This is a genomic window from Bacteroides sp. D2, from assembly GCF_025147085.1.
Classification (GTDB): domain Bacteria; phylum Bacteroidota; class Bacteroidia; order Bacteroidales; family Bacteroidaceae; genus Bacteroides.
The window spans coordinates 6275569-6301171 of the sequence record NZ_CP102261.1 but is presented as its reverse complement, the minus strand read 5'-3'; the positions used below and the strand labels follow the sequence as shown (position 1 = coordinate 6301171).

Annotated in this window: 28 protein-coding genes; 3 read left to right on the top strand and 25 right to left on the bottom strand. The window is 37.7% G+C overall.

Features of this window, described 5'->3' with window-relative positions; all coding sequences use genetic code 11:
• Positions 1–222: 222 nt before the first annotated feature.
• Both NQ505_RS23950 and NQ505_RS23945 read right to left on the bottom strand, forming a co-directional pair.
• On the bottom strand, positions 223–1422 hold the full coding sequence (locus tag NQ505_RS23950; RefSeq protein WP_008999849.1) for an endonuclease: 1200 nt from the start codon (positions 1420–1422) through the stop codon (positions 223–225).
• Positions 1403–2863 (bottom strand): aminoacyl-histidine dipeptidase, encoded by a 1461-nt coding sequence (locus NQ505_RS23945; RefSeq protein ID WP_004300806.1) that lies wholly within the window; start codon positions 2861–2863, stop codon positions 1403–1405. Before NQ505_RS23945 ends, NQ505_RS23950 begins: the two co-directional genes overlap by 20 nt.
• A 133-nt stretch (positions 2864–2996) precedes the next feature.
• On the opposite strand from NQ505_RS23945, the gene NQ505_RS23940 reads away from it, so the two are divergent.
• Entirely contained in the window at positions 2997–3230 is a 234-nt protein-coding gene (locus tag NQ505_RS23940; protein ID WP_004300805.1) for a hypothetical protein, read from the top strand.
• Positions 3231–3257: 27 nt separating this feature from the next.
• A complete protein-coding gene (locus tag NQ505_RS23935; RefSeq protein WP_004300804.1) occupies positions 3258–3860 on the top strand; it encodes an OmpH family outer membrane protein in 603 nt (200 codons plus the stop codon).
• Between the two features lie 100 nt (positions 3861–3960).
• Here the strand turns inward: NQ505_RS23935 and NQ505_RS23930 are convergent, their stop codons facing one another.
• The gene (locus NQ505_RS23930) at positions 3961–4302 is read right to left on the bottom strand and encodes a hypothetical protein (RefSeq protein ID WP_004300803.1); all 342 of its coding nucleotides are present in this window, start codon (positions 4300–4302) and stop codon (positions 3961–3963) included.
• Positions 4303–4305: 3 nt separating this feature from the next.
• Complete coding sequence (locus tag NQ505_RS23925) at positions 4306–4602, bottom strand: FtsB family cell division protein (protein ID WP_004300802.1); 297 nt, start codon at positions 4600–4602, stop codon at positions 4306–4308.
• A gap of 156 nt (positions 4603–4758) precedes the next feature.
• Here NQ505_RS23925 and NQ505_RS23920 point away from each other — a divergent pair, with 156 nt between their 5' ends.
• On the top strand, positions 4759–6624 hold the full coding sequence (locus tag NQ505_RS23920) for a DNA polymerase III subunit gamma/tau (protein ID WP_008999850.1): 1866 nt from the start codon (positions 4759–4761) through the stop codon (positions 6622–6624).
• On the opposite strand, the gene NQ505_RS23915 is transcribed toward NQ505_RS23920, so the two are convergent.
• The 21 genes from NQ505_RS23915 to NQ505_RS23815 form a co-directional block, all read right to left on the bottom strand.
• A complete protein-coding gene (locus NQ505_RS23915; RefSeq protein ID WP_004311379.1) occupies positions 6616–6993 on the bottom strand; it encodes a VOC family protein in 378 nt (125 codons plus the stop codon). The two genes, NQ505_RS23920 and NQ505_RS23915, sit on opposite strands and share 9 nt — an antisense overlap.
• Before the next feature lies 1 nt (position 6994).
• Positions 6995–7228, bottom strand: coding sequence for a PspC domain-containing protein (locus tag NQ505_RS23910; RefSeq protein WP_004300799.1), 234 nt, complete (start codon positions 7226–7228; stop codon positions 6995–6997).
• A 648-nt stretch (positions 7229–7876) separates the two neighbouring features.
• Positions 7877–8482 (bottom strand): hypothetical protein, encoded by a 606-nt coding sequence (locus NQ505_RS23905; protein ID WP_008999852.1) that lies wholly within the window; start codon positions 8480–8482, stop codon positions 7877–7879.
• Between the two features lie 188 nt (positions 8483–8670).
• Positions 8671–9057: a hypothetical protein gene (locus NQ505_RS23900; RefSeq protein ID WP_008999853.1), complete on the bottom strand. Its 387-nt coding sequence runs from the start codon at positions 9055–9057 to the stop codon at positions 8671–8673.
• The gene (locus NQ505_RS23895; protein ID WP_008999854.1) at positions 9050–9454 is read right to left on the bottom strand and encodes a hypothetical protein; all 405 of its coding nucleotides are present in this window, start codon (positions 9452–9454) and stop codon (positions 9050–9052) included. The genes NQ505_RS23900 and NQ505_RS23895 overlap by 8 nt, the downstream gene beginning before the upstream one ends.
• Before the next feature lie 4 nt (positions 9455–9458).
• Positions 9459–9863 (bottom strand): hypothetical protein, encoded by a 405-nt coding sequence (locus NQ505_RS23890; RefSeq protein ID WP_008999855.1) that lies wholly within the window; start codon positions 9861–9863, stop codon positions 9459–9461.
• Between the two features lies 1 nt (position 9864).
• Entirely contained in the window at positions 9865–10266 is a 402-nt protein-coding gene (locus NQ505_RS23885) for a hypothetical protein (protein ID WP_032853681.1), read from the bottom strand.
• Between the two features lie 3 nt (positions 10267–10269).
• On the bottom strand, positions 10270–10545 hold the full coding sequence (locus NQ505_RS23880; protein WP_008999857.1) for a hypothetical protein: 276 nt from the start codon (positions 10543–10545) through the stop codon (positions 10270–10272).
• 12 nt (positions 10546–10557) lie between these two features.
• Positions 10558–11193: a hypothetical protein gene (locus NQ505_RS23875; protein ID WP_008999858.1), complete on the bottom strand. Its 636-nt coding sequence runs from the start codon at positions 11191–11193 to the stop codon at positions 10558–10560.
• 941 nt (positions 11194–12134) lie between these two features.
• On the bottom strand, positions 12135–12590 hold the full coding sequence (locus tag NQ505_RS23870; protein ID WP_008999859.1) for a JAB domain-containing protein: 456 nt from the start codon (positions 12588–12590) through the stop codon (positions 12135–12137).
• Positions 12591–12598: 8 nt separating this feature from the next.
• Positions 12599–13684, bottom strand: a complete 1086-nt coding sequence (locus NQ505_RS23865) for a DUF3871 family protein (RefSeq protein ID WP_008999860.1) — start codon at positions 13682–13684, stop codon at positions 12599–12601.
• Positions 13650–14537 (bottom strand): AAA family ATPase, encoded by an 888-nt coding sequence (locus NQ505_RS23860; protein WP_008999861.1) that lies wholly within the window; start codon positions 14535–14537, stop codon positions 13650–13652. The genes NQ505_RS23865 and NQ505_RS23860 overlap by 35 nt, the downstream gene beginning before the upstream one ends.
• Positions 14538–14632: 95 nt before the next feature.
• Complete coding sequence (locus NQ505_RS23855; protein WP_008999862.1) at positions 14633–14902, bottom strand: hypothetical protein; 270 nt, start codon at positions 14900–14902, stop codon at positions 14633–14635.
• Between the two features lie 360 nt (positions 14903–15262).
• Complete coding sequence (locus NQ505_RS23850; RefSeq protein WP_232293028.1) at positions 15263–16900, bottom strand: hypothetical protein; 1638 nt, start codon at positions 16898–16900, stop codon at positions 15263–15265.
• A 25-nt stretch (positions 16901–16925) separates the two neighbouring features.
• The gene (locus NQ505_RS23845; RefSeq protein ID WP_008999864.1) at positions 16926–19193 is read right to left on the bottom strand and encodes a DEAD/DEAH box helicase; all 2268 of its coding nucleotides are present in this window, start codon (positions 19191–19193) and stop codon (positions 16926–16928) included.
• A gap of 121 nt (positions 19194–19314) precedes the next feature.
• Complete coding sequence (locus NQ505_RS23840; protein ID WP_032853682.1) at positions 19315–20589, bottom strand: phage integrase SAM-like domain-containing protein; 1275 nt, start codon at positions 20587–20589, stop codon at positions 19315–19317.
• Positions 20590–21242: 653 nt separating this feature from the next.
• A complete protein-coding gene (locus NQ505_RS23835) occupies positions 21243–21545 on the bottom strand; it encodes a hypothetical protein (RefSeq protein WP_008999867.1) in 303 nt (100 codons plus the stop codon).
• A 378-nt stretch (positions 21546–21923) separates the two neighbouring features.
• Entirely contained in the window at positions 21924–22328 is a 405-nt protein-coding gene (locus tag NQ505_RS23830; protein ID WP_008999869.1) for an aspartyl protease family protein, read from the bottom strand.
• A gap of 83 nt (positions 22329–22411) precedes the next feature.
• On the bottom strand, positions 22412–23086 hold the full coding sequence (locus NQ505_RS23825; RefSeq protein WP_008999870.1) for a hypothetical protein: 675 nt from the start codon (positions 23084–23086) through the stop codon (positions 22412–22414).
• Between the two features lie 972 nt (positions 23087–24058).
• Complete coding sequence (locus NQ505_RS23820) at positions 24059–24514, bottom strand: JAB domain-containing protein (RefSeq protein WP_008999871.1); 456 nt, start codon at positions 24512–24514, stop codon at positions 24059–24061.
• Positions 24515–24522: 8 nt separating this feature from the next.
• The gene (locus tag NQ505_RS23815) at positions 24523–25551 is read right to left on the bottom strand and encodes a DUF3871 family protein (protein ID WP_232293029.1); all 1029 of its coding nucleotides are present in this window, start codon (positions 25549–25551) and stop codon (positions 24523–24525) included.
• Positions 25552–25603: the final 52 nt, after the last annotated feature.

The following is a 25603-nucleotide window of genomic DNA, read 5'->3' as shown; positions in this document are numbered from 1 at the left end:
TTTGCATCATAGAGGACATGGAGAAATAGAAGTTCGGAACTCTTGTTTGATAATTTAATTTATGAAGCTATGATGAGGCGTTATATTTCTCAAGTATTCTCACTACGATGAGAATAGTCTCTTGTCAGAGTATGCTGTAGCGGCGTTTGTACTTCTCTGATAATGGTTGACTATCTTTATTTGTAATAACCTGATAATATTGGCTACTATCGTTTGCCATAATTAATATACAATCAATTCAAAGTCTGTGTAGATAGGAAGATGGTCACTGATGCCTCCTTGATATTTCATTCCCTTATAAGTGCGGAAAGGTTCTTTGTCACCATATTTTTCGTCGTCTTTCAGTAAAAAAGGGAGAAGGCATACATTTGCTTTTTCTTCGCTAGTGAAAAAGTGATTTGATTGATTTAATAGCGTGCCTGATACAATCAAGTGGTCGAGTAATCCCCATTCACCACGAAATTTGTAAGAACCGAAGTTTTCTGATTTTGCTTTTCGGGCAAGTAGATGATATAGTTTTAGTGAGGAGGGGGTAACTGTTGAGGCGTTGGCGGAGTCGGTTGTTGAAGCTAGGTCATTGGTTTTAACAGGAGGCGCTTCGGCTTTCAGTATTTTCAGAATGGACTGATTCGTCGGGTAATCGTTGAAATCCCCCATGATAATGGCTTGCGGATGAGAACGAATATTCATAATGCTATCGACTTCCGTACGCAGTATGTGAGCTACATATAAACGATAAGGTTCCGATTCTTTGGCTCCACCCGAACGGCTGGGAAAGTGGCAGACAAATACGTCGAGTGTATCTCCCGCCAGTAGAAGCCCGCTGACGTGTAGCAAATCTCTTGTCGGACGGTGCTGCTTAAACGGAGGAATGGAGATGGAACGGGAAGATAATAGTTTGAATAGATCCCGTTGATAAAGCAAGGCTACGTCAATTCCTCTTAAATCAGGGGAGTTGGTCATTACATAACGATAGCTGAGCTCTTTTAAAGGAGAACGACGGGTAAGGTCACGAAGCACTGTATCATTTTCTACTTCACATAATCCAACTAATGCGGGAGGATTCCATTCGCCAATAGCAGTAATTACACGGGCAACATCAGCCAGTTTTTTCTTATATCTGCTATAATTCCAATGACGTATCGCATCGGGAAGATATTCATGATCGTTCTTCAGACTGTCGTGGTGTGTGTCGAACAGGTTTTCTATGTTCCAACTTACAACACGGAAAGAGATTCTTTCTTGTTGAGAGGAGGCTTGTCTGCCGTGAACCTCTTGTGCAATGATATTGGAAGGAGCGAGGAAACTTACACCTGATAAAATCATAGTAAAAAAGAGTACGATAACAGCTATTCTTTTTTGACTGTTACCATACTCTTCTTTATGTTGACTTATTTGCCCGCTACTTCTTGGCAGGTACATGTGCCAGGATGTCCAACAGGTGTTTCCAGAACTTTTCTACAGTAGGAATAAGCATTCGTTCGTCAGGAGAATGAACACCTGTCAGTGTCGGTCCGAAAGAGATCATATCCAGCGTTGGATATTTATCAAGGAACAGACCACATTCCAATCCTGCATGGATGGCTTTAACTTTCGCATCTACACCAAATAGACGCTTGTAAGATTCAACTGCCACTTCGAGGATAGCCGAGTGCGGATTCGGTTTCCATCCCGGATAACCTTCACCGAACGTAACATTAGCTCCTGCCAGTTGGAATACGGCGCGAACCGTGTTCGCCATATCGTTGCGTGCGGACAGTATAGAACTTCGCTGACTGGTTTCAATACGGATGATATGATTCGGTTTCATCTTGACAGATGCCAGATTGGTAGACGTTTCCACCAGTCCGGGAATATCCTGGCTCATAGCATATACACCGTGAGGAGCTGCATACAGAGCTTTTAATAAGCGGGTAGTGGTATCCTGGTCGATAGCTATCTTACGGGGAGCTTCCGATTCGAGTACCAACTTTAAGTCAGGCTCTACAACGGATAATTCGTCTTCCATTTCGCTGGTGAAAATATTCAGTTCGGTGCGGACATCATGCTTGGCGTCTTCGGGAACAGCACAGATGGCATAAGCCTCGCGGGGAATAGCGTTACGCAGATTACCTCCGTTGATTTCACAAAGGTACAGATCATGTCTGCCAGCCATGCGTGAAAGAAAACGGTTCAGTATTTTGTTGGCATTGCCCCGTCCCAAATGAATGTCACCACCGGAGTGACCGCCTTTCAAACCTTTCACTTCCACCTTGAAGAAGAAATATCCGGCGGGAACTTCTACCTCTTTATACGTAAATTCTGCAACGGAGTCAATACCTCCGGCACATCCGATAAAGATTTCTCCTTCATCTTCCGAATCAAGGTTCAGAAGGATGTCACCGCTCATAAAACCTTCTTGTAGGGCAAAAGCTCCGGTAAGCCCCGTTTCTTCGTCTACAGTAAACAGACATTCCAGCGGGCCGTGCTCAATGCTGTCGTCAGCCAGGATAGCCAGCTCGGTAGCTACACCGATACCGTTGTCGGCTCCGAGGGTTGTGCCTTTGGCTTTCAGCCATTCACCGTCAATTTCAGTTTCGATGGGATCGGTGAGGAAGTCATGTTGAACATCGTTATTCTTTTCGCACACCATGTCGATATGCGATTGCAGAACGACGGTTTGAAGATTTTCTTTTCCCGGAGTAGCGGGCTTTTTAATCAATACATTACCGGCTTCGTCCACCTTGGTTTCGAGATTATGTTTTGCTCCGAATGCCTTCAGGTAGGCAATCATTTTCTCTTCCTTCTTCGAAGGGCGTGGCACTTGGCAGATTTCTTCGAAATACTTGAATACGCCAGCCGGCTTTAAGTCTTTTTTTTCCATGCTGTTTCTATTTTATAATAGGAATAGAAGGGTTGTTTTCGCTTCTTCTATTGCTAAATATGGTTAATTTGATTGACTTATCTGAACTCATATCTCATTAAAGCCTATCTTTGCACTCACAAAATTAATAGAAATGGTTGAGACTATACTGATAACTTTGTTAATAGTTGCTATTTCCCTGGTATTATTAGGGGTGAAAGTATTCTTTACGAAGGGTGGGAAATTCCCGAATGGTCACGTGAGTGGGAATAAAGCGTTGCGTCAGAAAGGAATCGGATGCGCACAGTCGCAAGATCGCGAAGCACAAAAGAAGCCGCGTTTTTCTATTAACGAGTTGGAAAAAGCCTTGAACGATAGTATGAATTAAATTTATTAAAAACAATACTTATTAATTATGAATAGAATGAACTACCTCATGAACGGTTTGGCTGCTCTTGCGTTTATCGTTTTATTTTCACAATGTGCTGGCAAAACTGACAATCAAACTACCAATGCTCCGGCTCAGGCTAATGCCGAACTGTCAGGAATGAAAATTGCCTATGTTGAAATAGATACGCTGCTTGCCAAATACAATTTCTGTATTGACTTGAATGAGGCGATGGTAAAGAAGAGCGAAAACGTTCGTATGACATTGAATCAGAAGGCTACCTCTTTGAACAAGGAAAAGCAAGATTTTCAGAAGAAAGTTGAAAACAATGCTTTCCTGTCACAAGATAGAGCGCAGCAAGAGTACAACCGTCTGGTGAAGTTGGAACAAGATTTGCAAGAGTTGAGCAACAAACTTCAGAATGGTTTGATGGAAGAGAACAACAAGAATAGCTTGCAGTTCCGCGATTCTATCAACGCTTTCCTGAAAGAATATAATAAGACTCACGGATATAGCCTGATCTTCAGCAACACTGGTTTCGATAACCTGCTTTATGCTGACAGCACTTTCAATATTACAAAAGAAATTGTTGACGGGTTGAATGCAAGATATTCACCTGTGAAGAAATAAATGATATAAAACTGTTCCGTTCTTTATAAAAGGACGAAACATTATCGAATTAAAAAAAGTGATGCCTGTTCAAGACTGAAAAGCTATGAACGGGCTTTTTTTATGACCTTTCTTTTTCTTCTTCCTGTGGAATACGGAAAGCGGTGTAAAGTTCGAGGATGGCAGCAACTGTGAGGCAGGCAATCCATTCATTGCCTCGTGTGGTAAACATAAAGGCTCCGGTCAGGATAAGTGCCAGTGCGCCGAATATCTGCTGAACACGCAGGCGTTTCAATGTTTTGCTCTTTCCTTTGACGGGTGTGTTCACTTGTGCCAATGCGATACATCCGGCTCCAACAGTATATATGTAAGGAGCGTATATCCATCCGGTAATAAACACAGCTGCTCCGGTGAGAGCCATTATGGCGCCTGCGGTGAAAAGGGCGGGTACTAATTGTTTCATTCTTTAATCTTCAAAAACGTAAATATCTTCGTTGGGTTTCTTCATCAGATACTTTTCACGGGCGATCTGTTCGATGGCGTCCGGATTGGTACTTATTTCGTTGAGACGTTTGGTGTTCTCTTCGTAATCTGCCCGGTACTTTTCTATCTCTTCTTTCAACTGGCTGATTTCCCGTTCATATCCGAAACGACGAACCAGGCTGTTCTCGTCCAGAAAGCCAATGATAACAGCAAATGCAACGACCGTAATGAGGTACTTGCGTCTGCATATGAAACTCCAGATACTGATTAGTTTACCCATAATTTCTCCTTTTAATATCTGCAAAGATAAAACTAATAACTTAAAAACTTATCGCTTCGGCTTCAAAACTTCTCTCTTTATCCCTTATTACTTATCACTTTTTTTGTGTACATTTGCAGAATAAGCGAAATTTCAAAAACAGAGAGAATCCCGGATATGGAAAACTATATTGTTTCAGCCCGTAAATACCGTCCGTCCACGTTCGAATCGGTGGTGGGGCAGCGGGCGTTGACTACTACGCTGAAAAATGCAATTGCTACCCAAAAACTGGCTCATGCTTATTTGTTTTGCGGACCGCGCGGGGTAGGAAAAACGACTTGCGCGCGTATCTTTGCCAAAACCATTAATTGTATGACGCCTACCGCTGACGGAGAGGCTTGCAATCAGTGTGAGTCATGTGTAGCTTTCAACGAACAGCGGTCATATAATATTCACGAACTCGATGCTGCTTCTAATAACTCGGTGGATGACATTCGCCAGTTGGTGGAGCAAGTGCGTATCCCGCCACAGATTGGTAAGTATAAGGTATATATCATCGACGAGGTGCACATGCTCTCGGCATCTGCTTTCAATGCGTTCCTAAAAACGCTGGAAGAACCTCCCCGTCATGCGATTTTTATTCTGGCTACGACGGAGAAGCATAAGATTCTTCCTACCATTCTTTCACGTTGTCAGATTTATGACTTTAACCGGATAAGCGTGGAAGATACGGTGAATCATCTGTCGTATGTTGCTTCGAAAGAAGGAATCACGGCAGAGCCGGAAGCGCTGAACGTGATAGCCATGAAGGCGGACGGTGGTATGCGTGATGCATTGTCTATCTTCGATCAGGTGGTTAGTTTCACCGGAGGAAATATCACCTATAAGAGTGTGATTGATAATCTGAACGTACTTGATTATGAATATTATTTCCGTCTGACGGATTGCTTCCTCGAAAACAAGGTGAGCGACGCATTGTTGCTTTTCAATGATATATTGAATAAAGGTTTTGACGGAAGTCACTTTATTACCGGATTGTCGTCTCATTTCCGTGACTTGTTGGTCGGGAAAGACCCGGTGACATTGCCTTTACTGGAAGTGGGAGCGAGCATACGCCAACGTTATCAGGAACAGGCGCAGAAATGTCCGTTACCTTTCTTGTACCGGGCTATGAAGCTGTGTAATGAGTGCGATTTGAATTACCGCATCAGCAAAAATAAGCGTTTGCTGGTAGAACTGACCTTGATACAGGTTGCACAGCTTACCACCGAGGGGGATGACGTGAGTGGTGGGCGTGGCCCTAAGAAGACTATAAAACCCGTATTCACTCAGCCTGCCGCAGCACAGCAGCCGCAGGTAGCTTCTGGCACTCAGGTTCAGCAGGCTCCAGTTCATTCGTCTCCGTCTTCAGTTACAACACAGGCTGCTAATGGCACTACTGCCCAGCATCCGCAGGCTTCTGCGGCTGTGCAACCGGGAGCACCGGCTTCTCCTGGTGCGGCTTCGTCTGCTCCGTCACAAGGAGCGGGAGTTGCTCAGACTGCCAAGGAAGAACGAAAAATTCCCGTGATGAAGATGTCCAGCTTGGGGGTATCTATCAAGAATCCGCAGCGTGACCAAGTATCGCAGAATGCGACTACAACTTATGTTCCTAAGGTGCAACAACCGGAAGAGGATTTTATGTTCAATGACCGGGATTTGAATTATTATTGGCAGGAGTATGCCGGCCAGTTGCCGAAAGAACAGGATGCTCTTGCAAAACGTATGCAGATGCTCCGTCCGGCGTTGCTTAACAACTCAACTACTTTTGAAGTGGTGGTTGATAATGAGTTTGCTGCAAAGGATTTTACAGCTTTGATTCCCGAATTGCAGGATTATCTTCGCGGCAGACTGAAGAACAGTAAAGTGATGATGACAGTGCGGGTAAGTGAGGCAACAGAAACAGTACGTCCTGTGGGACGTGTCGAGAAATTCCAGATGATGGCTCAAAAGAATCAGGCATTGATGCAACTGAAAGATGAGTTCGGGCTGGAATTATATTAATGTACTTACTTCTATCAGATTACCATCCGGATCTCTGAAATAAATACTCCGGATGGCACCCTGCGCACCTTGACGCTGGACTATACCGACTTCTATTTCTATTCCTTTGGATTCTACTTCGACTTTTATTTCCTCTATGTTTCCTTCTGTAAGTAAACAGATGTCCGCACTTCCGAAAGCAGGATGCTTGGCAGTAGGAAGGAACTGTGCTTTTCCTACGTGAAGATTGATTTTCTGATTACCGAACTTGACGGCAAAGCGTTGGTTGCTTGTATCGGCTTCCATTCCCAGGACTTCTGTGTAGAAATGTAGGCTTTTATCTATATCGGACACCGGTATGACGATATGGTCGATATTCTTGATTTTTATATCAATGTAGGCGTTGATTCATGCGGTCTTCATATCCGTCTGAAGGTTTTCTTCCCGGCATGACAATCCACAAGATAATATATATAATCACTCCGGCGAAAGCAGTGAAGAATGTAGCCAATATATATACTATTCTCAATAAAGTAGCATCCCATCCGAAATATTCGGCTATTCCGGCACATACACCTGCAATCATTCGATTGGAAGAGCGGGTTAATTTCTTTTCATTTTCCATGATATACTATGTTCTTTTAATGCAAATGCTACACAAATATAGAGAATATATTTGGTTTATGGGTTAAACGGAAAGATTTATGTATTATTTGTTAGCATTTTAACTTACTTAATTGGGGGTCAACAATAGACCAACAACAAGGAATATTAGGTAGGATTTAGCATGATTTGCTCTCTAAGATGCCTATTTCCTGAAAGCAGAAAACCCTCATAAGTATTTAACTTACAAGGGTTTTTGTTGGGTGGAAGACCGGACTCGAACCGGCGACATTCAGAACCACAATCTTTAACGAGTAGCCTTATAGTGGTCTCAACTGTCAGCAAGTTAAATATCTCCTTGCTAGCTCATTAGTCAACTATTAGTCAACATGATAGTATTGCTACTAATTTGGCTAGCTTCTCCACCATTTTATATGGTGTCAGTGTAACAGGTTTACCTGCTAATCACTGTTAAACTCTAAGGTGCTTTCTTCATTACTTTTGATTTTAATGATTGATGCAAATATAGTGAATATGTTTGGTTCTCCAAACAATCTCTGGCTTTATGTTGTAGTTGAGCTTTTCTTGCATTACTACTATGCTAATATCATGCTACCAATAACACTTAGATGTGCTAAGTTACTTGCTTCTGTTTCATAACTAAATTTATTTAAAGTGTTATCTCAATAGGTCTAAATCTGATTTGTGTATCAATGAAGTAGAGTTTATCATCAATACCATACAGCACATTATTAGGTACTGCATCAAAAACCTCATATTTTGCATTGTGATATTCATCCTCATAGACCATTTCAAAGCCTAATGCTTGCATGTGTTCTGCTATTTCTTCCTCTGTAGCTTCTCTTTTAGCTCTGACATAAGGTTGAACTAACACAGCACAAAACTCATATTGACTGTTATACGCAAAGCCAATCATCTGATAAGTGACATTGCTAAAGAATAGGTTATGAGCTTCTATCCTAATGAAGAAGTTCTCAAGGTCTTCACCTGCATACTCAAAGTTGTTTAATTTGAATACAACATCTTCATGCCCTGTGAATACTTCATTTTCTCCCCCTTTACTAAGGTAAGATAAGGGGAGAGAGTTAATGTTAATCCATAAGTTATGTTGAGTAGCAAATAGTTTTAGCTCTTCAATTTGCCTTCTCTTATAGCCTTCTGCTGGTTCAACATTTCCTGTTGCTTCTTTTTCTCTTCTAATGAGATTGGTTGCTTCTGCCAAGAGGTTATTGACTTGAGAGTACTCTCTATCCATTGCTTGTGGAATTCATTAATATATGTTCTATCCATACTTTAATCTGTTAAAGTGGTTGATGCAAATGTAGTAAATCAGTCTGATTTATCCAACATTACACTTCTATTTATTTAGAACACCTTCTCTATAGATGAGATGTAGCTATAATGGTAAGGATAACCATAACATAAGTCTTATTGCTTTCATAATTATTCTTTTTTCTTCATTTTAAGATACACCTTGTTGTCTTTTGTTATTATAAGCACTGGAGAATACTCATTAAATAGTGATACTTTTGGATGAAAGTCACCCTCATCATAATTATTCTTTTCCATAAATAGCATTATATAATCTCTGGCATTATCTATAATAACTCTAGCTGTAAGTTCAGGACTTTTGTAATCCATATATGAGAGTTTATACCCTTTATCTTCAACAGAACTTAGATCTACTATATACTTTGTTTCAAGAGGTACTATTTTAGCTATATAATTTTGAGTATCTGATGACCCTTGATGGTTATATAGTATAATTGTTGTTACTACAAGTCCTATTGCTAATATTATAAGGAGTATTGTTTTTCTTATTTTATTCATAATTGCTTACTATTAGTTTGTTGAAATTAATCACCCACTTGTTCTCTAGTAGAAAGTCAGTGCCAAGTAGTCCTTGTACTTGTATTCCACTTTCATCCTCAATGCCTTTAAAGGTATCAAGTAGAGGTTTAACACAGAACTTGGGCTTATATATCTGACCTTCAAAGTTAAAAGGTAGAGTAACTATATCTACCTTGTGCTTAGTTCCTTCTATCCCACTGATATAATAATCACCAACTGGCTCTACTATATCTTTGAAATATTCTACTACAGTACTGTCTATCAGACTACAGGTGCTTCCAGTATCTAAGATTAAGCAAAGATATTTATCTTTTACTTTAGCGGGGATTGTAGGTAGACCTATTGAGGTCAATCCATGTGATAATGAATATTTCATTATATTATTGAAATAGCTTCCTTTGTTCATAGGGGACTATGGCATCTATTTGATTGAACCAATCTCCTTTCTCAAATACATCTAAAACCATCTCTTTAATATTATCACCATGTTCCTCTGCCTTAATAGAAAGCCTACCAATAGTCATTAAGTATACTTCATGAAAGGTTAGATTGATATAATGACCATTGATTGGTATGAGTAACTTATGATTCATTGTCCAGTTGTTCCTTTCAATAATATCTATAATACCTACTCTACAAATCCATGCTGCAATAAGAAAAGTTTCTTTATCTATTGTAGTATAACTTTGTTCAATATCATCTAAAATAGCTTTTACATTCCCAACAGCATTTGCCATTTTGGTATAATCTTTACCTTCATTAACTAGCTTCTTGAAGAATCCCATATTACATGAATTTTTGTATCATATTGTTGTTGTAAGCACTAATATCATTAGTTATCTTTTCTATCATTTTCTCTTGGTCAGCAAACTCATTGAACTTCCATTCTAGTTGATGTTTCCCAAATACCTTACTATCCACCTTATATTGTATTGTTACAGTACCAAAAGTTTGATGTATGAAGAATATAGTAGAGCCACTTATTCCCGTGAGACCAACAGATATAAAAGTATTAGTTTCTTGAATTATTCTTGCACTGGAATCTTGCCTTAAAATGTGGTTGATTAAAGTTTTGTATTTGCCTCTCATTCCACCTTGCTTGATAACTGTATTTGCTTGCTTATTGTAGTCACTGGCAAATCTAATTAGCATAATGACTACTATTCCTATAATTATTATCCACCACATATTCTATTCCTCCAGGTATTTATGTAGTGCATTCTGGCATTCTTCATCAAGTATATCCTGAAAATTGACTCCAGTCTCTAGGCAGATGTTTTTAAGCTCACTAGACTTCATTCCTTGATAGAAGCTAGCAATAGCTGCCTTAACAATTAATCCTCCCATTGGAGATTCTGCTGCTCCCTCCCTAATGACTTCCATGACTGAATCTTCAAATCCTTGTCTGATTTTTTCTCTTAAAGCTTTCTCTCTGGACTGCTTCCTAAATAAATCCATAAGTTCCATAATTCTTAATTTTTAGTAATTCATTATTTTGTTAATTATCTCTTCATCAAACTTCATTCTTAATATATTAGGAACATCATCAGTAAGGGCAAGGAATGTCCAATTCTTACCTTTATTATGTGATACACCTATATTAGTTTCTGGGTTGTCGTGGATGCACTTCTCTCCTTGTGTAAGTACACCTACCACTTCAAATGTGATAATGATATACTCCTTATCTGCTACCCTGTTAGTTATGTTACTAACTATGATGTTGTAATCAATGCCTTTCTCATCATAGGTGGTCTTTAAAGTGTGATACATTTCTGACATATCCTTATATAAGGTTTGTATAATAGCTCTATCAGATAATTCTGGATAGTACTTCTTACAATATTTAATAACATCAGGATATATGTATAGGGAAGCATTATTTATATCTCCTCTCAACAAGGCTTGATTGTAGGTATTCATTTGGCTGATCATATTCTTTTCAGCTTTATCTTTACCTGTATAAGGGGTGAGTGTTTCATTGTACCAACCTTCTGGTACTGAATCTTGGGCAGTGCTAAGTTGAGGTGTCTCCTTATTAGATGAGGAGGATTTCTGTCGGTTGCTGTTACAAGATACAATAACTAATGTTAGTAATAATACATAATAATATTTCATGGTATTTCCTTTTGTAGCATACTACAAAAAGAAGATGTGAGCTTAACCTTATTGGGAGTCCAAAGCATTACCACACGCTTACAATCACACAATATAAGGGAAGCCCACACCTAATGGTATGAGTATCCACTACTTACTGCTGTGATTGTTAGTCTTCAAGGTGGTAATTTTAGGACTGTCACAAGTAAGAAGCTGACACTTCTTTATCTAATATGTCTTGTTAAACTTCTATTTCATTAGTTGTCATTTAGTTGATACAGCTACAAAGATAGAACTTTCTAGTCATACTTCATCATCTGACTATCATAATTTGATAGGTTTCAAGTCATATTAGTACCATAGGTGTAGGCTTATATCCTTATTGCACAAAGGTAGACTTAATTATTCACTTTCTATATGCAAAACTGATAAATAGAGCACCAGTTACTATCAATAATAGCCACTGTAATATCATATCTAATGCTGTCATATATACACTAGTTAAAGCCCCAGTCCATTACAGAACTAGGGCTATCAACAACAATAAAAACACATAGTAAGAGGTATATAACCTCTTAATCCTTAAGTATCATACTAGTGAGGACAAACCCCACTAGAATCAAGATAATCTCACACATAATTCAATCAATATTTAATTTAGTCTAACTTACTAACTATTGCTATAATTCATGTTTACATACCTCATCAGTCCTCAAGTGGTTAAGTTATTAGCAGTACATCTCTCTTCTTTGCAGCTAAATGCACTCAACTAATACAAGAAAAGACACTTATCTTCTACAATTTGACTACCTTCTAGTATGCTACTTAATCTCACTTACTTTGTATATATAATATGTAAGAAAGTGAGACAGGAGAAATTTCCCATCATAATGGTATAATAACAGCAGAGAGAGATGGATTTATAGAAAGTAGGGTAATGTAGACCTTAGAAAGTTAAGTATTTATAGCTTTCCTTCATCATTATAGGAATAGTACTCCTTCTCTGGACTTAAGATTACATGGTCTGCTATATGAATCTCCATGAGTTCTGCTGCCTTCTTGACCTTTTCAGTCAAAGCATCATCCAGAGTACTGGGTTTCATGCTTCCAGAAGGGTGATTATGTGCCAATATTACCTGTGTTGCATTAGCCAGTAAGGCAGCTTGTAATATCAGCCTTACATCTACATAAGTTGCAGAGATTCCACCTTCTGAAATAGGTACTATACCCAGTACTCTGTTAGACTGATTAAGTAGTACCACTTTAAAGCTTTCCCTGTAACCTATTGTATCATCAGGGAAGTACTTTATCAATAGTTCATAGGCATCCAGTGAGCTATTTATCTTGTATCTGGTTGATGATTTGACATTGCTTTTATAGCTCAATTGAACCTCTGATACATTCATTATATTATCCATAAGATGCACTAATTAATAAACCAACTATATTCATTTTCACCATATAAAGCCTTATTAAGTCCTTCTGCCAATTGAGTGGCATTAAGTGACCTGTCCAAGAAGTTATCAATGTAACTGCTCTTGTTAGCTCCAGTTAATAAGTTGTACACATTCCACATGCTGATTTCCCTGCTGTCCAAAAGGGTGCTAAAGTTATCATCATTGTAATATGCTTTGGCAACTAATCCTATCTGGGTATCAGTCATCAGCATCTGTGGTAACTTCTTCTTCTGGTCTATGGGAAGGAACTGATATAATCTGCATCTGCCTAAGAACTGGGCAAATTGGGATTCTCTTATATAGCTATCCTTATAAGCTGACATATAATACAAGTGTTGGGCTATATTGTACTCTTGGAACAGCCTCACCACTGCATTAAATAGTTCAGCAGTACTCATAACCTTTAATTCTGACCTATAACCATCTGTTGATACACACATGTTACAGCAGACTAAATTTTTGAAGCCAATGAACACCTTGAACTTCTCTGCACCCTTCTTGCTGTAGAGGTTCTCATGATTATAAGCTCTTACTCCACCTATGGTTAAATTCAGTCTGTTACCTGCAATATCTTCATATATAGTAGGTATCTCAAAACAGAACATCATTCTCTCAAAGTAAATGGTCTTGTCTGTCTCTAGTAGCTGATTTACTGGTTTATGAATAGCTTCCGGTATTCTGCCTTTGATAACATGGCTTACCCTGATGGCAGGTTCTTCTATTCTCTCATTAGAGAACACTTTATTAGCTGCTTCCCATACTGTTTCAATGAAACTGGAGTGTGATATAGTAACCTCATTATCTTTAGAGAACACAGGTGTAATACATTCTTCCTTGAGGTACTGCATAGTGACTTCCTTTGTATTAGCCTCAATAAAAGGTAACTTATTGCCTTCTCTGGTGCTTATTGGTTCAACTCCCACAGGATTTGTTGATGCAATACCTGTGTTGATGATTTCTATTGGCTCAACTGTTTGAATATAAGGATTATCTACCTTATTTCTATTAGGGTATATCAGATTAGCTCTGACTGGCTGCAACTGCATTGTTTCCATATCTAATGTAATTAGGGGTATAGTCAATAGTTGGTTGATTCTTTTGTACCTGAAGTGCTGCTTTCTTCTGCATGAAGTCTGATGTTAACTGCTGATACCATTCAGGAAATTGATGATAGATGGCAGTCAGTTCTTCAATGGTTTTACTGCTGTTAATCTTGCTCCTTATCATCTCCAGATTGACACCATCATTACACCAATCTAATATGATTTGTCCTGTAGCAGGTGTAATGGTAAAATCAGGCTTACCTATGAACAGGTTTGTTCTGTCTTTAGATGCAATAGTTTGGTGCTTCATGTTGATGTCAAAGACTATGGTAAACTCATAATCAATACCATCCCTCATGACTGCTTTTAGTCCTACTTTCTCTGGTATCATCTTGCCATTCTTCTCACTTAAAACATAGTCCTGTTTGCATCTCATAGTGCATATAACATGACTTCCAGACTGCAATACTTTCTGCATAAAAGCATTGATTCTGGGTGTCACCTTCTGCCAATTAGTGAAGCTGTTTCCTTGTAATCCTGCATGGTATTCAAGCAAGTTATCCCAACACTGTGAGATGCTATCAATTATGATAACTTCCATACCTGCACCTTCACATATTTCAATAGCTTGTATATAAGTTTCAGGTGTAAAGTTATCACTTAGACTTAATACATTATAAGCACCTAAGTGAGCATAAAGGTCAGCACTTCCATTCTCACTGTCAATAATGGCTATCTTAGTCCAGTCATTACATAGACCATAAGCTAAAAGTAATGCAGAATAGGTCTTTCCACTACCTGCACAACCTTGTAAAGCAAGCTTAATTTTAGCCTGCTTCTTGGATGAAACTCTTAAGTTCAACATATCTGAATAATATTAATAGTTGATGTATAATCTATAAAGAAAAAAGGAAGCAAGCCCTAATAGACTTACTTCCTTGAGGTCAACATTAACAACCATCATAGAGTTGCTAGTGTCATAGCTCCACCTTCACCTCTTTGATGCAGCATATAGAACATGTCACCTGTATCAGGTGAGCATACTTGGGAGATAACAGGATTGGTAACCTCTCCATTAATGAACTTGTCACTTACTGCTCCAGTTTCACAGCCATAAACAAAGAAGCACTTCCCTGTATGAGGATTCTGCTTGATTTCAATCTTACTTACTCCCTTTTGAGCCTTGAACTCATTCACTGTCACTGTCTCTAAGAACTTTAATCTTTCCATAATCTTGTAATTTTATTGTTGTGCAGACAGACTATTCTGCTGCTGTTGATTCAGTTACTATGGTGGGGTAATGAGCTAACTGTAATGAGCTTATAATGTAAATCCAATAATCCCCAATATGCACAGGGGGGATATCCCACTCTTAAGGTAAGGGGAGGGAGATTTTGTGACTTAGAGTGCACTTGTAGGTATCAAGTTTACAGAAATTGAAAATAAAAATTAAAAATATCAGGGAGACAGTATATCAGATGACAGTAGGGAGTGCTATATATTAGTTATGTACAGATATAGAAAGCCCCTGCCTTCTGGTGGGAAAACAGGGGAATAAGTATACTCTTTGTCTTATGCTTAGAGTCTTAGTTAGTATAAGTATTTAGGATGTCCAACTTGGCTTAAGTTCCATTGCTCTTCCTTGAGAGTTGGGGGAATCCCTATTGCATTGGTTAACTCCTCTTGCATGATACCTTTCACCCATTCAACATGTTCAGTTGTTGTAGCAATGGAGTCATGGATAGTAAATACAGGAACTTGATGATTACCTTCTTCCCATATCCTTTTACAGCATCTGTGGAGAATGATTTCACTCTCTATTGATTGCAATAGGCAGGCTAAGGCAGCATGATTGTCCCTTTTGGCTAATGCTATTAGTGAATATATTTCGGGGTAAGTATTGTCAAATAATCTTTTAAGGGTTGCTCCTTGTTGATGGTAGTATCTATTCTTTGAGAAGAATACTATTAACATCATGGTTTTGACATTCTTCTTGTCCAATGTGGTATTTCTCCTGCTATTAATCAGACTCATAATATGGTCATATACTCTACCTTCAGAGGCTATTTGTTTATACTCTTGGAGTGCTTCTGCTGTCAATGAACTTACATAATCTCTAATCTCTACAAAGTGTTCTTGAGGGAATAAGGACTGGATATTAGTTGGAAGTGTTCCTATGTTCAAAGTGGTATTAGAGTCTTTCTCCCAGAATATAGGATTGAACAATAGACACAATAGATAAGGTTGACTATTAGCTATATCAATACCTACTAAAGGTTGTTCATCATACAAGAGGAAGTGCCTGTAGTCCTTCTGTATGTTGGTGATAACTGAATGTAACCTGTGGACATTGCTGTCAATCTTAGCTTTGTAATCATAGCAAGCTATAGATTCAATATTATGTATTGCAGCATTATACTGACTTCTAGGATACTTTTTGCAAAAGGTATTTCTACTCCTACACCATTTATCTCTGTTGGAGTCCCATGACTCATATCCCCCATTGAACTTCTCTGTCATCATTTGATAAGCATATTGTCTGGCTAAGTATGCATTGATTGTTAATTGCTTTTGCTCATACCAATGTGATAAATAAGGATACTCCAGTAGATGATTAGATGTAAACTTTCCTAAGGACTCATTGAATACTTCTTGAGGAACAGCTTCTATTTGAACTGCTTGCTCTCTAACTGACTGATATACATACTTGACCAAAGGAACACTATCATAAGCAGGAGCAAACTTGTAACCTTTAGACTTCTCATCCTTGATATATTGGTTGTCAGTGATTAGTATTCCTGTCTTTATAAGGTAATCAAGATAGCTTAGATAGTCTTTGAAGAAGTGCCTAAGGTACTTTGCATTAATTGATACATAACCTTCTTCATCTATGGAATCCTTCTTGATAGAAGGAATAGAGCTAATTAATCCCATGATATAAATCAACCTCTCTATGTCAAAGTAAGCACCTAGTGTACCAGTGGTGGTAACAGTTCTAATGTGTCCGTGGTCATTAACAAACTTGTAATCAGTAAGAGGATATTGCTCTAAATGTGCATCTAGGTCAAAGTTCTTTGGTATGAGAGCAAAATAACCACTATGTTTAATGTTAATAGGCAAAGCTGAACCTATTCTCTTACCAGAAGGTTGAGAAGCAATTACCCTAAGCAACTCTTGTTTAAATCCTTCCCAAACTATTTCAAACTCATTCCAATTCAAATTACTCATACTTATATCCATTATGATGGGAAATTTATAAAATAAATAACTTTAACAAATTATTTTCCTTAGTAGCTATCCTGCCAGTATGTTCTTTAAATCCTCTAGGATTCTCTCCTCTGATGGTGTATTTATTCCTAGATGTTCTGCTAGTGGTATATACTGCCTTCAATAAGGCTACATACTTTCTTGGTTTCAGTACCTTATGTAGATGATACTGAACTATAGGAGCTAATATCTCTTGTATCTCACTTGCTGAATAGCTCTTATTTAAGGTGAGACTTCTTCTTATAGCAACTTTGAAAGGATGCTCTTCATCTAGTGCCCAGTACATGACTGTATTATTGAGGTTCTTGAAGACTACACTGTTACTTGTTCTACTTTCCCATAGTTGATGTAGCAGACTATCAAGGTCAACATACCTATATAGCTTGATGAATCTCTCTAAGAATATCTTAGTTTTACTTCTGCAATGTCTAGTATATGAGTACAAGGTATTATCATTCAACTGCCCTGTGGTTGATAATGTTTTGATGTATTTTATGGCATCTTGGATATTGCTGTCTGTTAGTTTATTCTGTGCATCCTTATTAGTCTTCTCTATGTTGTTTTGCTCTGGGGATACATTATAGTTCAGGGATTTGTAGCTAATGATTTTAACCTGTTTACTTAGTACTTCTTTCAGTGTTTCAGGCATGAAGTATGTGGCATATAACTCGGTTCTTTCAATGATGTAGTCTATGTTGAGGTAGGCAGGTACATATTCTCCATCCACATTCTGTCTAATTAGATTAATTAACTCATTCCCTGCAATTCTTTCTTGTGCTTTCTCTCTTATGGCTTCTTTAACCATTGCAAATAGGTCAATCAAGGTATAGTCACCTTGCATAATATCATCTGCTGAATCTATTACTTTGAGCACCTTCTTAGCTTTATTTAAGAGGGTGGTAGTGTAGCTTTCCATACTCTCCATTATTGATACATATCCTAAGGTATTATATATGATAGTTTCATTAAGTATTCCATTAATCTTTCTGCATCTACCATGTATTTGTGTCATTCTATCTAAGGTCAACATTGAGTGGCTTCTTCTTACATCTGATACAGTGATTAGATGGTAACTATCCTCTATATCTATACCAGTGAAGTAGCAACAAGTGGCAAAGTTAATCCTAGCAGGTAAGGTATCATTGTCTCCTAATTTGGGTGCAAAGTATTCTCCTGCTTCCTTTATGGATGCCTCACTACATAGGATAGCACATTCCTTTCTGGTTTCTTCATCTAGTGATGCTATAATGTTCCTTATCTGGAGTATGGAGTTATAGGCAATGAATATCTTCTCTGTAGGATGAGAGATAACCTTTTCTATGACAGCCTGTGTGATATTGTCTGTATGTAGTAAGTCTATATTTCTATGGGTATTGTATTGCCATGTTATAGGAAATCTACATTCAGTCTTTAAGTGTGGATTGCTGAACTCCTTCATAGTAGCTGTTACCATACATCTGTTCTTTGATGGGAACATAAGGTAGTAGTCAATCACATTCTCCAATTGAGGTCTAAAGTTGTTGTCAGTCTGGAGAACATCAACCTCATCAATCATAAGGAAGTAGTCCTTGTAGTTTTTTCCTATGATACCTAATACTCTACCTAGACTGTCTGCAACTACTAGAAGTTTCTTGTATCCATCTTTAGCCAAGTATTCCTCAATCTGCTGATTAGTTACCTTTTCCTTTTCACCTTTAATCTCACTACCTACATATAATGTATTAGGATGCTTAGAGTGTTTACCATAAGCCAGAGCCTTAGTAGGAAAGACTATGATTGAGTTTCTCTTTGAGTTTATTTCAAGTGTAGTAGCTCCAATACCTGGTATCTTCTTGTCTACAATACCATGAGGCATCTTATCTATGAAGTCAGCCAGATTCCAGAAGGAGGCATCAACTTCTTTTCTTATTACTTCTGGTGGTCTGCCAAATAGCAAGTTATCCAAACTAGTTATTACTGTATCTTGAGGTATGGTTTTAGTTTCTCCTACTTTCCCAGAGGACAATATCTCAATGTGCTCTACAGATGCATCATGTAAGTCACCATAAGTATTAGGTACTGTCTCTTCTATTTGGTTTTCAACTATGGAAGATTTAACCTCTTTAGAGTGCTCTTCTGATACAGGAGTAGTGCCTAATGTTATAACTTCTGACTGGTTGGTCTTCTCATCAGAAATCTGGAGATTATACAACTCATCCATGAAGCTAGTATCAAGTCCTGCTATTTCCTTTGCCAGTTCATCTTCTTTGCTCATATCTCACTTAGTTTGTAGTTAGTATATAGATTGTAAGTGAACAAATATACTAAAGAGCCTCCATAATTCAATCAATTACAGAGGTTCTTTTGTGTTAAACTTATTTCACTTTTGGACAAGACTACTCATTATGGTTGCTAAATACATACTCAACCACCTTCTTGTTAGCTTCATTCTCTATCTTGAAGTCCCTTTCAATGTATATGTCAGTAACTCTCATAGCCTCATCAATATGATTCAATGCAGCATGAACAGTGTACTTATCAATGCCTACCTTGTTAACAGCTAATGTAGCCCATGAGTGCCTTGCAGCATAGTACTCCAAATCATCAATTTTTAGTATCTTGCCAATCTGCTTTAGCCCAAGATTGATGGCTCTGTTGAAGTTCTTGAAAGTAGAATAGAGGTGATAGAAGCAGAACACCTTCTTCTGGGTGTAATCTTCATATTTCTTCATTAAAGGTAACAGGATAGGAAGAACATCTACTTTCATCTTAGCCTTGTCAAGTCTCCTGTCTGTAGTCTTAGTCCTGTAATAAGTAATTGAACCACCTTCCATTTCAGTACAGTTGTACAAGTCAGCAGAGTTCATCCCTATTAGGCAGAAGGAGAGAATGAAACAATCCTTGGCTAAGTTAAAAGGGCACAACCTTTCCTTGCCATTGGTATTGATGATATAAGGCAGTTCCCATATCTTCTTGATTAACTCTACTGATAATGCTCTCTTCCTAGTTGCTTCTTGCTTTGGTATCTCCAAATTCTCAAAAGGTGAATTTGGTATTCTAATGACATTCCTGTCATAGTCATTATACTTCTTCTTGGCTTCATTGAATAGATGCCTGATACTCCCCATGTATAAAGATACCATTCTATTGGAAGGTATTCTCTTGCCTTTCCTCTGGAGTTCTGCCACCTGTTTAGCCCTTTTCTTGTGAAGGTATTCCATGAACTCCATCATCAACAATTTGGTAACTTGGTTGGTATTCAGTTTATCCTTTCCTAGGAAGGCAATAAAGGTATTAAGGGCAGTTTGATAATTCCTCTTACCTTTGACCTCTGTAGTTGTTAACCAGTCTTTGCAGAACTGGATAAAGTCAATAGGAGTATTCTTTTCCTTCTCTTTCTGGATATAATCAAGTACATCACTTAAGGTTAAATTGGAAGCCTCTAATGGAAGCCCCATGCATAACTCTTCATAGTATCTGACCAATTTGTCAGCTTCCTTGATGTACTTTGGATTCTTTAACTTGAAGTCCTTAGTCAGGTCTTCTGTTCTTACAAAGATATGAGTAGCCAACCTCTTAACCTCTCTGTTATAGGTTACTCTAATCTTCACATTGAAAGTTCCACCAACTTTCATCTCATTCTTTCTGATTTCTACCTTGAATGTCAGCATGTTAGGTATTGTATTTTTCCACCAACAATTAGCCAACAATTGGACTTAAACAGGTTATTTTATGCCAGATTTAGCACCTGAATGATACCCCACTACCAAAGAAAAAGTCCTCATAAGTATCTAACTTACAAGGACTTACCTAAGGGTGGAAGACCGGACTCGAACCGGCGACATTCAGAACCACAAACTGGAAAATAAACTTCTATGATATGTGTAATTGTTAGTCTTTTTTACAGTCTCTGTAATAGTCTATAGGACAACTATAGACCAACAATGGTAGTGATACTATTTTGCTAGTGTCATGCTACCAATAGCACTTAGAGGTGCTAAACTTCTTTCTTGTGTTTCATAATTAAATCTGTTAAAGTGGTTAATGCAAATGTAGCAAATCTATTTGATTCATCAAATATCTTTTTCATTTTAATGAAGGTAGGCATACTGCTCTAATGTCATTGCACTATATGTTTGAACTGGCTTTGACTGTTAGGATAATCATAATGATGATAAGCATGATTGCTCCTATGAGTAATATGATACCAGACCATTTGTTGTTTTGTGGATTAGGCATAATGTTGGAGTTTAATAGGTTATGTTAATTGTTTATTTTCAAAACTAATAGATACTTCGTTTTATGACTTCACTATATGTGATGGCTATAAGAAGCATCTGATTAGTAGGTATATCAAGAGAGCACAGCATCCAAGAGTATAGCGAGGGTTATTCTTAACATCAATGGCTAGACATTTAAAGATAACTATACATCTTTTACTCCATGACATCTCTATCTTTACAGGCTTTTCCCATTCATTTTCAGACTGCTTATAGGTCATCTTCTTTATAGAATAGCTTTGATTATACCATACACACAGGATGATGACCAACCATCCTATCAAATTGAACCAAGGATTAATCCACTGGTCTTCCAAGTCTACTTGTCCGTGAGGTTCATATCTCATAGTTATCTTCTAATATATTGTGTAATCATCTTTATCTTTGTATTCCCATTTAATAATCTTCCATTTAAAGAGGATGAAATACCTTCCAAAGAAAGGGTACCATTGTATCCTTTGAGGCATATCTATATCATGGAGGCACACTTTTCCCATATACCAAGCCATTGGAAAAGTAAAGACTAATGCTATAAGTAATTCTGTCTTTCTAGGTATAGCATTTATGATTATGAACCAATTGAAAAGGTATATCATAAGGTACATAGCTCTATGGAGAATAAACAAGACAATAGTTGCCCATCTCCCTCTTTTATTACTTAAAAACCACTTTAAGAATAAGTGAATTCCATAGAATGTGATTAATAATAAAGCAAGTGATAGCATTTAGTAGTGTATTATATGTTCTTTAAAATCAATTACCCACTGGTTTTCCAGTAAGAAGTCAGTCCCAAGTAGACCATGTATCTGTATTCCACTTTCATCTTCAATACCTATAAAGGTATTAAGTAAAGGCTTAACACAGAACTTAGGCTTATAAACCTGACCTTCAAAAGTGAAAGGTAGAGTAATCATTTCTACCTTGTGCTTAGTTCCTTCTATTCCACTGATACAATACTCACCAATAGGCTTTACTATATCCTTGAAATATTCTACTACAGTGCTGTCTATTAGACTACAGGTACTTCCAGTGTCTAAGATGAAACTAAGGTATTTATCCTTAACTTCAACTGGGATTAGTGGAAGTCTGGTATGCTCTAGTCCATAGATAATAGAGCATCTATTTTCCATTCAGTAAGTTGTTTCTCATATTCATTAGAATGTGTTTAGTACTAATGTAGTTATTTGGATTAACAAGTGATCTCATTAGTATGTTACCAAGGTGATTCTTGATACCCTACTCTGTAGATGTCAGACTCACCAGACTTCTCTAAACAAATAAGTTTGGCTTTAGTTATGTCAATAATCTCACCAGTACCCAAATCACTATTATGGTCTAAAGGTATGTAGGTCATACCACCAGACCTCAAAGTGAACTGAATAGAGTTACCATACTCTGATGATACCACAACTGCCTGCTCAACTGCTGCAACCTCTTCCTGATTAAAGTCCCTTTCAAACTTAATAGTCCATTTAGTAGGTGTAATCTTCTGTTTTGTAGAGGGGGTAAAGGGGCTTGAATCTATTATTTCAGTCATTTCATATACATCTTTAGGGCTGTATCCCATCTTTGCAGCAATAAATCTAATATAGTCTATTGCTCGTGTACTGTGTTTTCTGTTAACTGTCATTAGATATATCAACTCATACAGATACTGATACCTGTCTTCTTCACTGGTAGGGTATATATCTTGTACACTATCAGGATCTATTTCAAGCATTTGATGAAACTTACTACTACTAATGTTGTGCTTTGCTGCTATTTCAAGAATAGTAGTTCTCTCTTTGGTGGTCATTTCTCCACTAGCGTAGACTATTGCCAGTAGGTCTCGTAGCCTGCATAGTTCAGGGTCTTTAATCCTTTTTCTGAATAAATTTAATATTCCCATAATTATTACTTTTTGTAGCCATACTACAAAAAGAAGGTGTGAGCCTAGCCTTGATGCTTATCAGAAGGTATCGCCAAACACCTATAACCACGCAAACAAGGAAAGCCCACACCTATATAGGTATGAGCATTCACTAACCTGCTTTTGATGGTTATATCTGATTGAAATTGGCGATTTCTCTGATAACATCAAGCAAGAAGCAAACACTTCTTCTTCTAATATGTCTTAGTTAAACTTCTATTTCATTAATTCTCATTTAATTAGTTCATGTTGCAAAGTTAGAACTTTTCAGCAATACTTCATCATTAGAGAGCTACTTTTAATAGGTTTAAAGCCATATCAGTACCATAGGTGTGGGCTATATCTTAACTGCATACAAAGGTAGGTTTTAACCTTACTTCTTGTATGCCCAATAAACAAATAAAGTACCTGCAATAAGTACTTCACCCCATTGCACTAATAAATATAAAGCTTCCATTCTAATAGGTTTAAAAGCCCCAATCCTATTGCAGACTGGGGCTTGAAACAACAATAAAACACATAATAAGAGGTCTTAAACTCCTAGTCCTTTATAAATAAGCTCATGATAATAGAGAATACTACAATCATGGCTAGCTCTGTTACTGCATCTTTCATAATAATTTAGTTTGTTATAACATTATTCTTATTCAGCTTTCTCTAACAGTCCTCAGAAGGATATTTTGAAGTACAGGTAACATCCGTACCCATTTCAATCAACACCTCTAAAGCCTCAACCAATATAGCATATCCTAAACAAGATGATAGTTTGTACTCACTTTCTCTATAATTAGAATTAAAAGTGAGTACACTGTGCAATCTCACTTACTCTATAAATATATACCATCAACCAAGTGAGACTAACATTATTTCCCATCATAATGGAAAGAAATGGTAGGGAGAGAGTGTTAGTAGAGAGTGATAGGTTATTGGTAGGGTTGAATATGTATGGATTTATAGTTTGCTTTCATCATAGTATGAGTAGTATTCATTCTCTGGGCTTAGGATTACATGGTCTGCTATATGAATCTCCATGAGTTCAGCTGCCTTCTTAACTCTTTCAGTTAGAGTATCATCCAAAGTGCTGGGTTTCATACTACCAGAAGGGTGATTGTGTGCCAATATTACCTGTGTTGCATTAGCCAGTAATGCAGCTTGTAATATCAGCCTTACATCTACATAAGTTGCAGATATTCCACCTTCTGAAATAGGTACTATACCCAATACTCTGTTAGACTGATTAAGTAGCACTACTTTAAAGCTTTCCCTGTAGCCTATTGTATCATCAGGGAAGTACTTAATTAGCAGTTCATAGCTATCTTGTGAGCTATTTATCTTGTATCTGGTTGATGATTTAACACAGCTTCTATAGCTTAACTGAACCTCTGCTACATTCATTATACTGTCCATAAGATGCACTAATTAATGAACCAACTATATTCATTTTCACCATATAAAGCCTTATTAAGTCCTTCTGCCAATTGGGTGGCATTAAGTGACCTATCCAAGAAGTTATCAATGTAGCTGCTCTTATTAGCTCCAGTTAGCAAGTTGTACACATTCCACATACTGATTTCTCTACTGTCCAGAAGAGTGCTAAAGTTATCATCATTATAGTATGCTTTAGCAACTAAACCTATTTGGGTGTCTGTCATTAACATCTGTGGTAACTTCTTCTTTCTATCAGTAGGTAGAAACTGATACAGCCTACTCTTTCCTAAGAACATTGCAAACTGCTTCTCTGTCATGTAGCTGTCTTTATAAGCTGACATATAGTACAGATGCTTAGCTATGTTGTACTCCTGAAATAGCCTCATCACTGAATTGAATAAGTCTGTAGTGCTCATAACCTTTAATTCTGATCTGTAACCATCTGTTGATACACACATGTTACAGCAGACCAGATTCTTGAATCCAATGAATACCTTGAACTTCTCTGCACCTTTCCTACTGTACAGGTTCTCATGGTTATAAGCTCTCACCCCTCCAATAGTCAGGTTAAGCCTGTTGCCTGATATATCCTCATAGATAGTAGGTATCTCAAAGCAGAACATCATTCTTTCAAAGTACTGGGTTCTGTCTGACTCCAGTAACTGATTCACAGGTTTATGAATGGCTTCTGGTACTCTGCCTTTAATAACATGGCTGACTCTAATAGCAGGTTCTTCAATTCTTTCATTGGGAAATACCTGATTAGCTGCGTCCCATATAGCTTCTATGAAGTTCGGATGACTGATAGTAACCTCATTATCCTTGCTAAACACTGGTACAACACATTCCGCTTTAAGGTACTGCATGGTAACCTCTTTGGTGTTAGCTTCAATGAAAGGTAATTTATGTCCTACTCTGGACTGAACAGTTTCCACCTCTAAAAGTTCTGTTGATACAGGCTCTGTTGGTACAGCTACTGTGCTTACAGGGCTTGTATTTACAGACTCTGTTATCATAGAGTTCTTAGTTGTAGTAGCTGTGTTTACAGTGCTTAGAGGTAGTGTTACT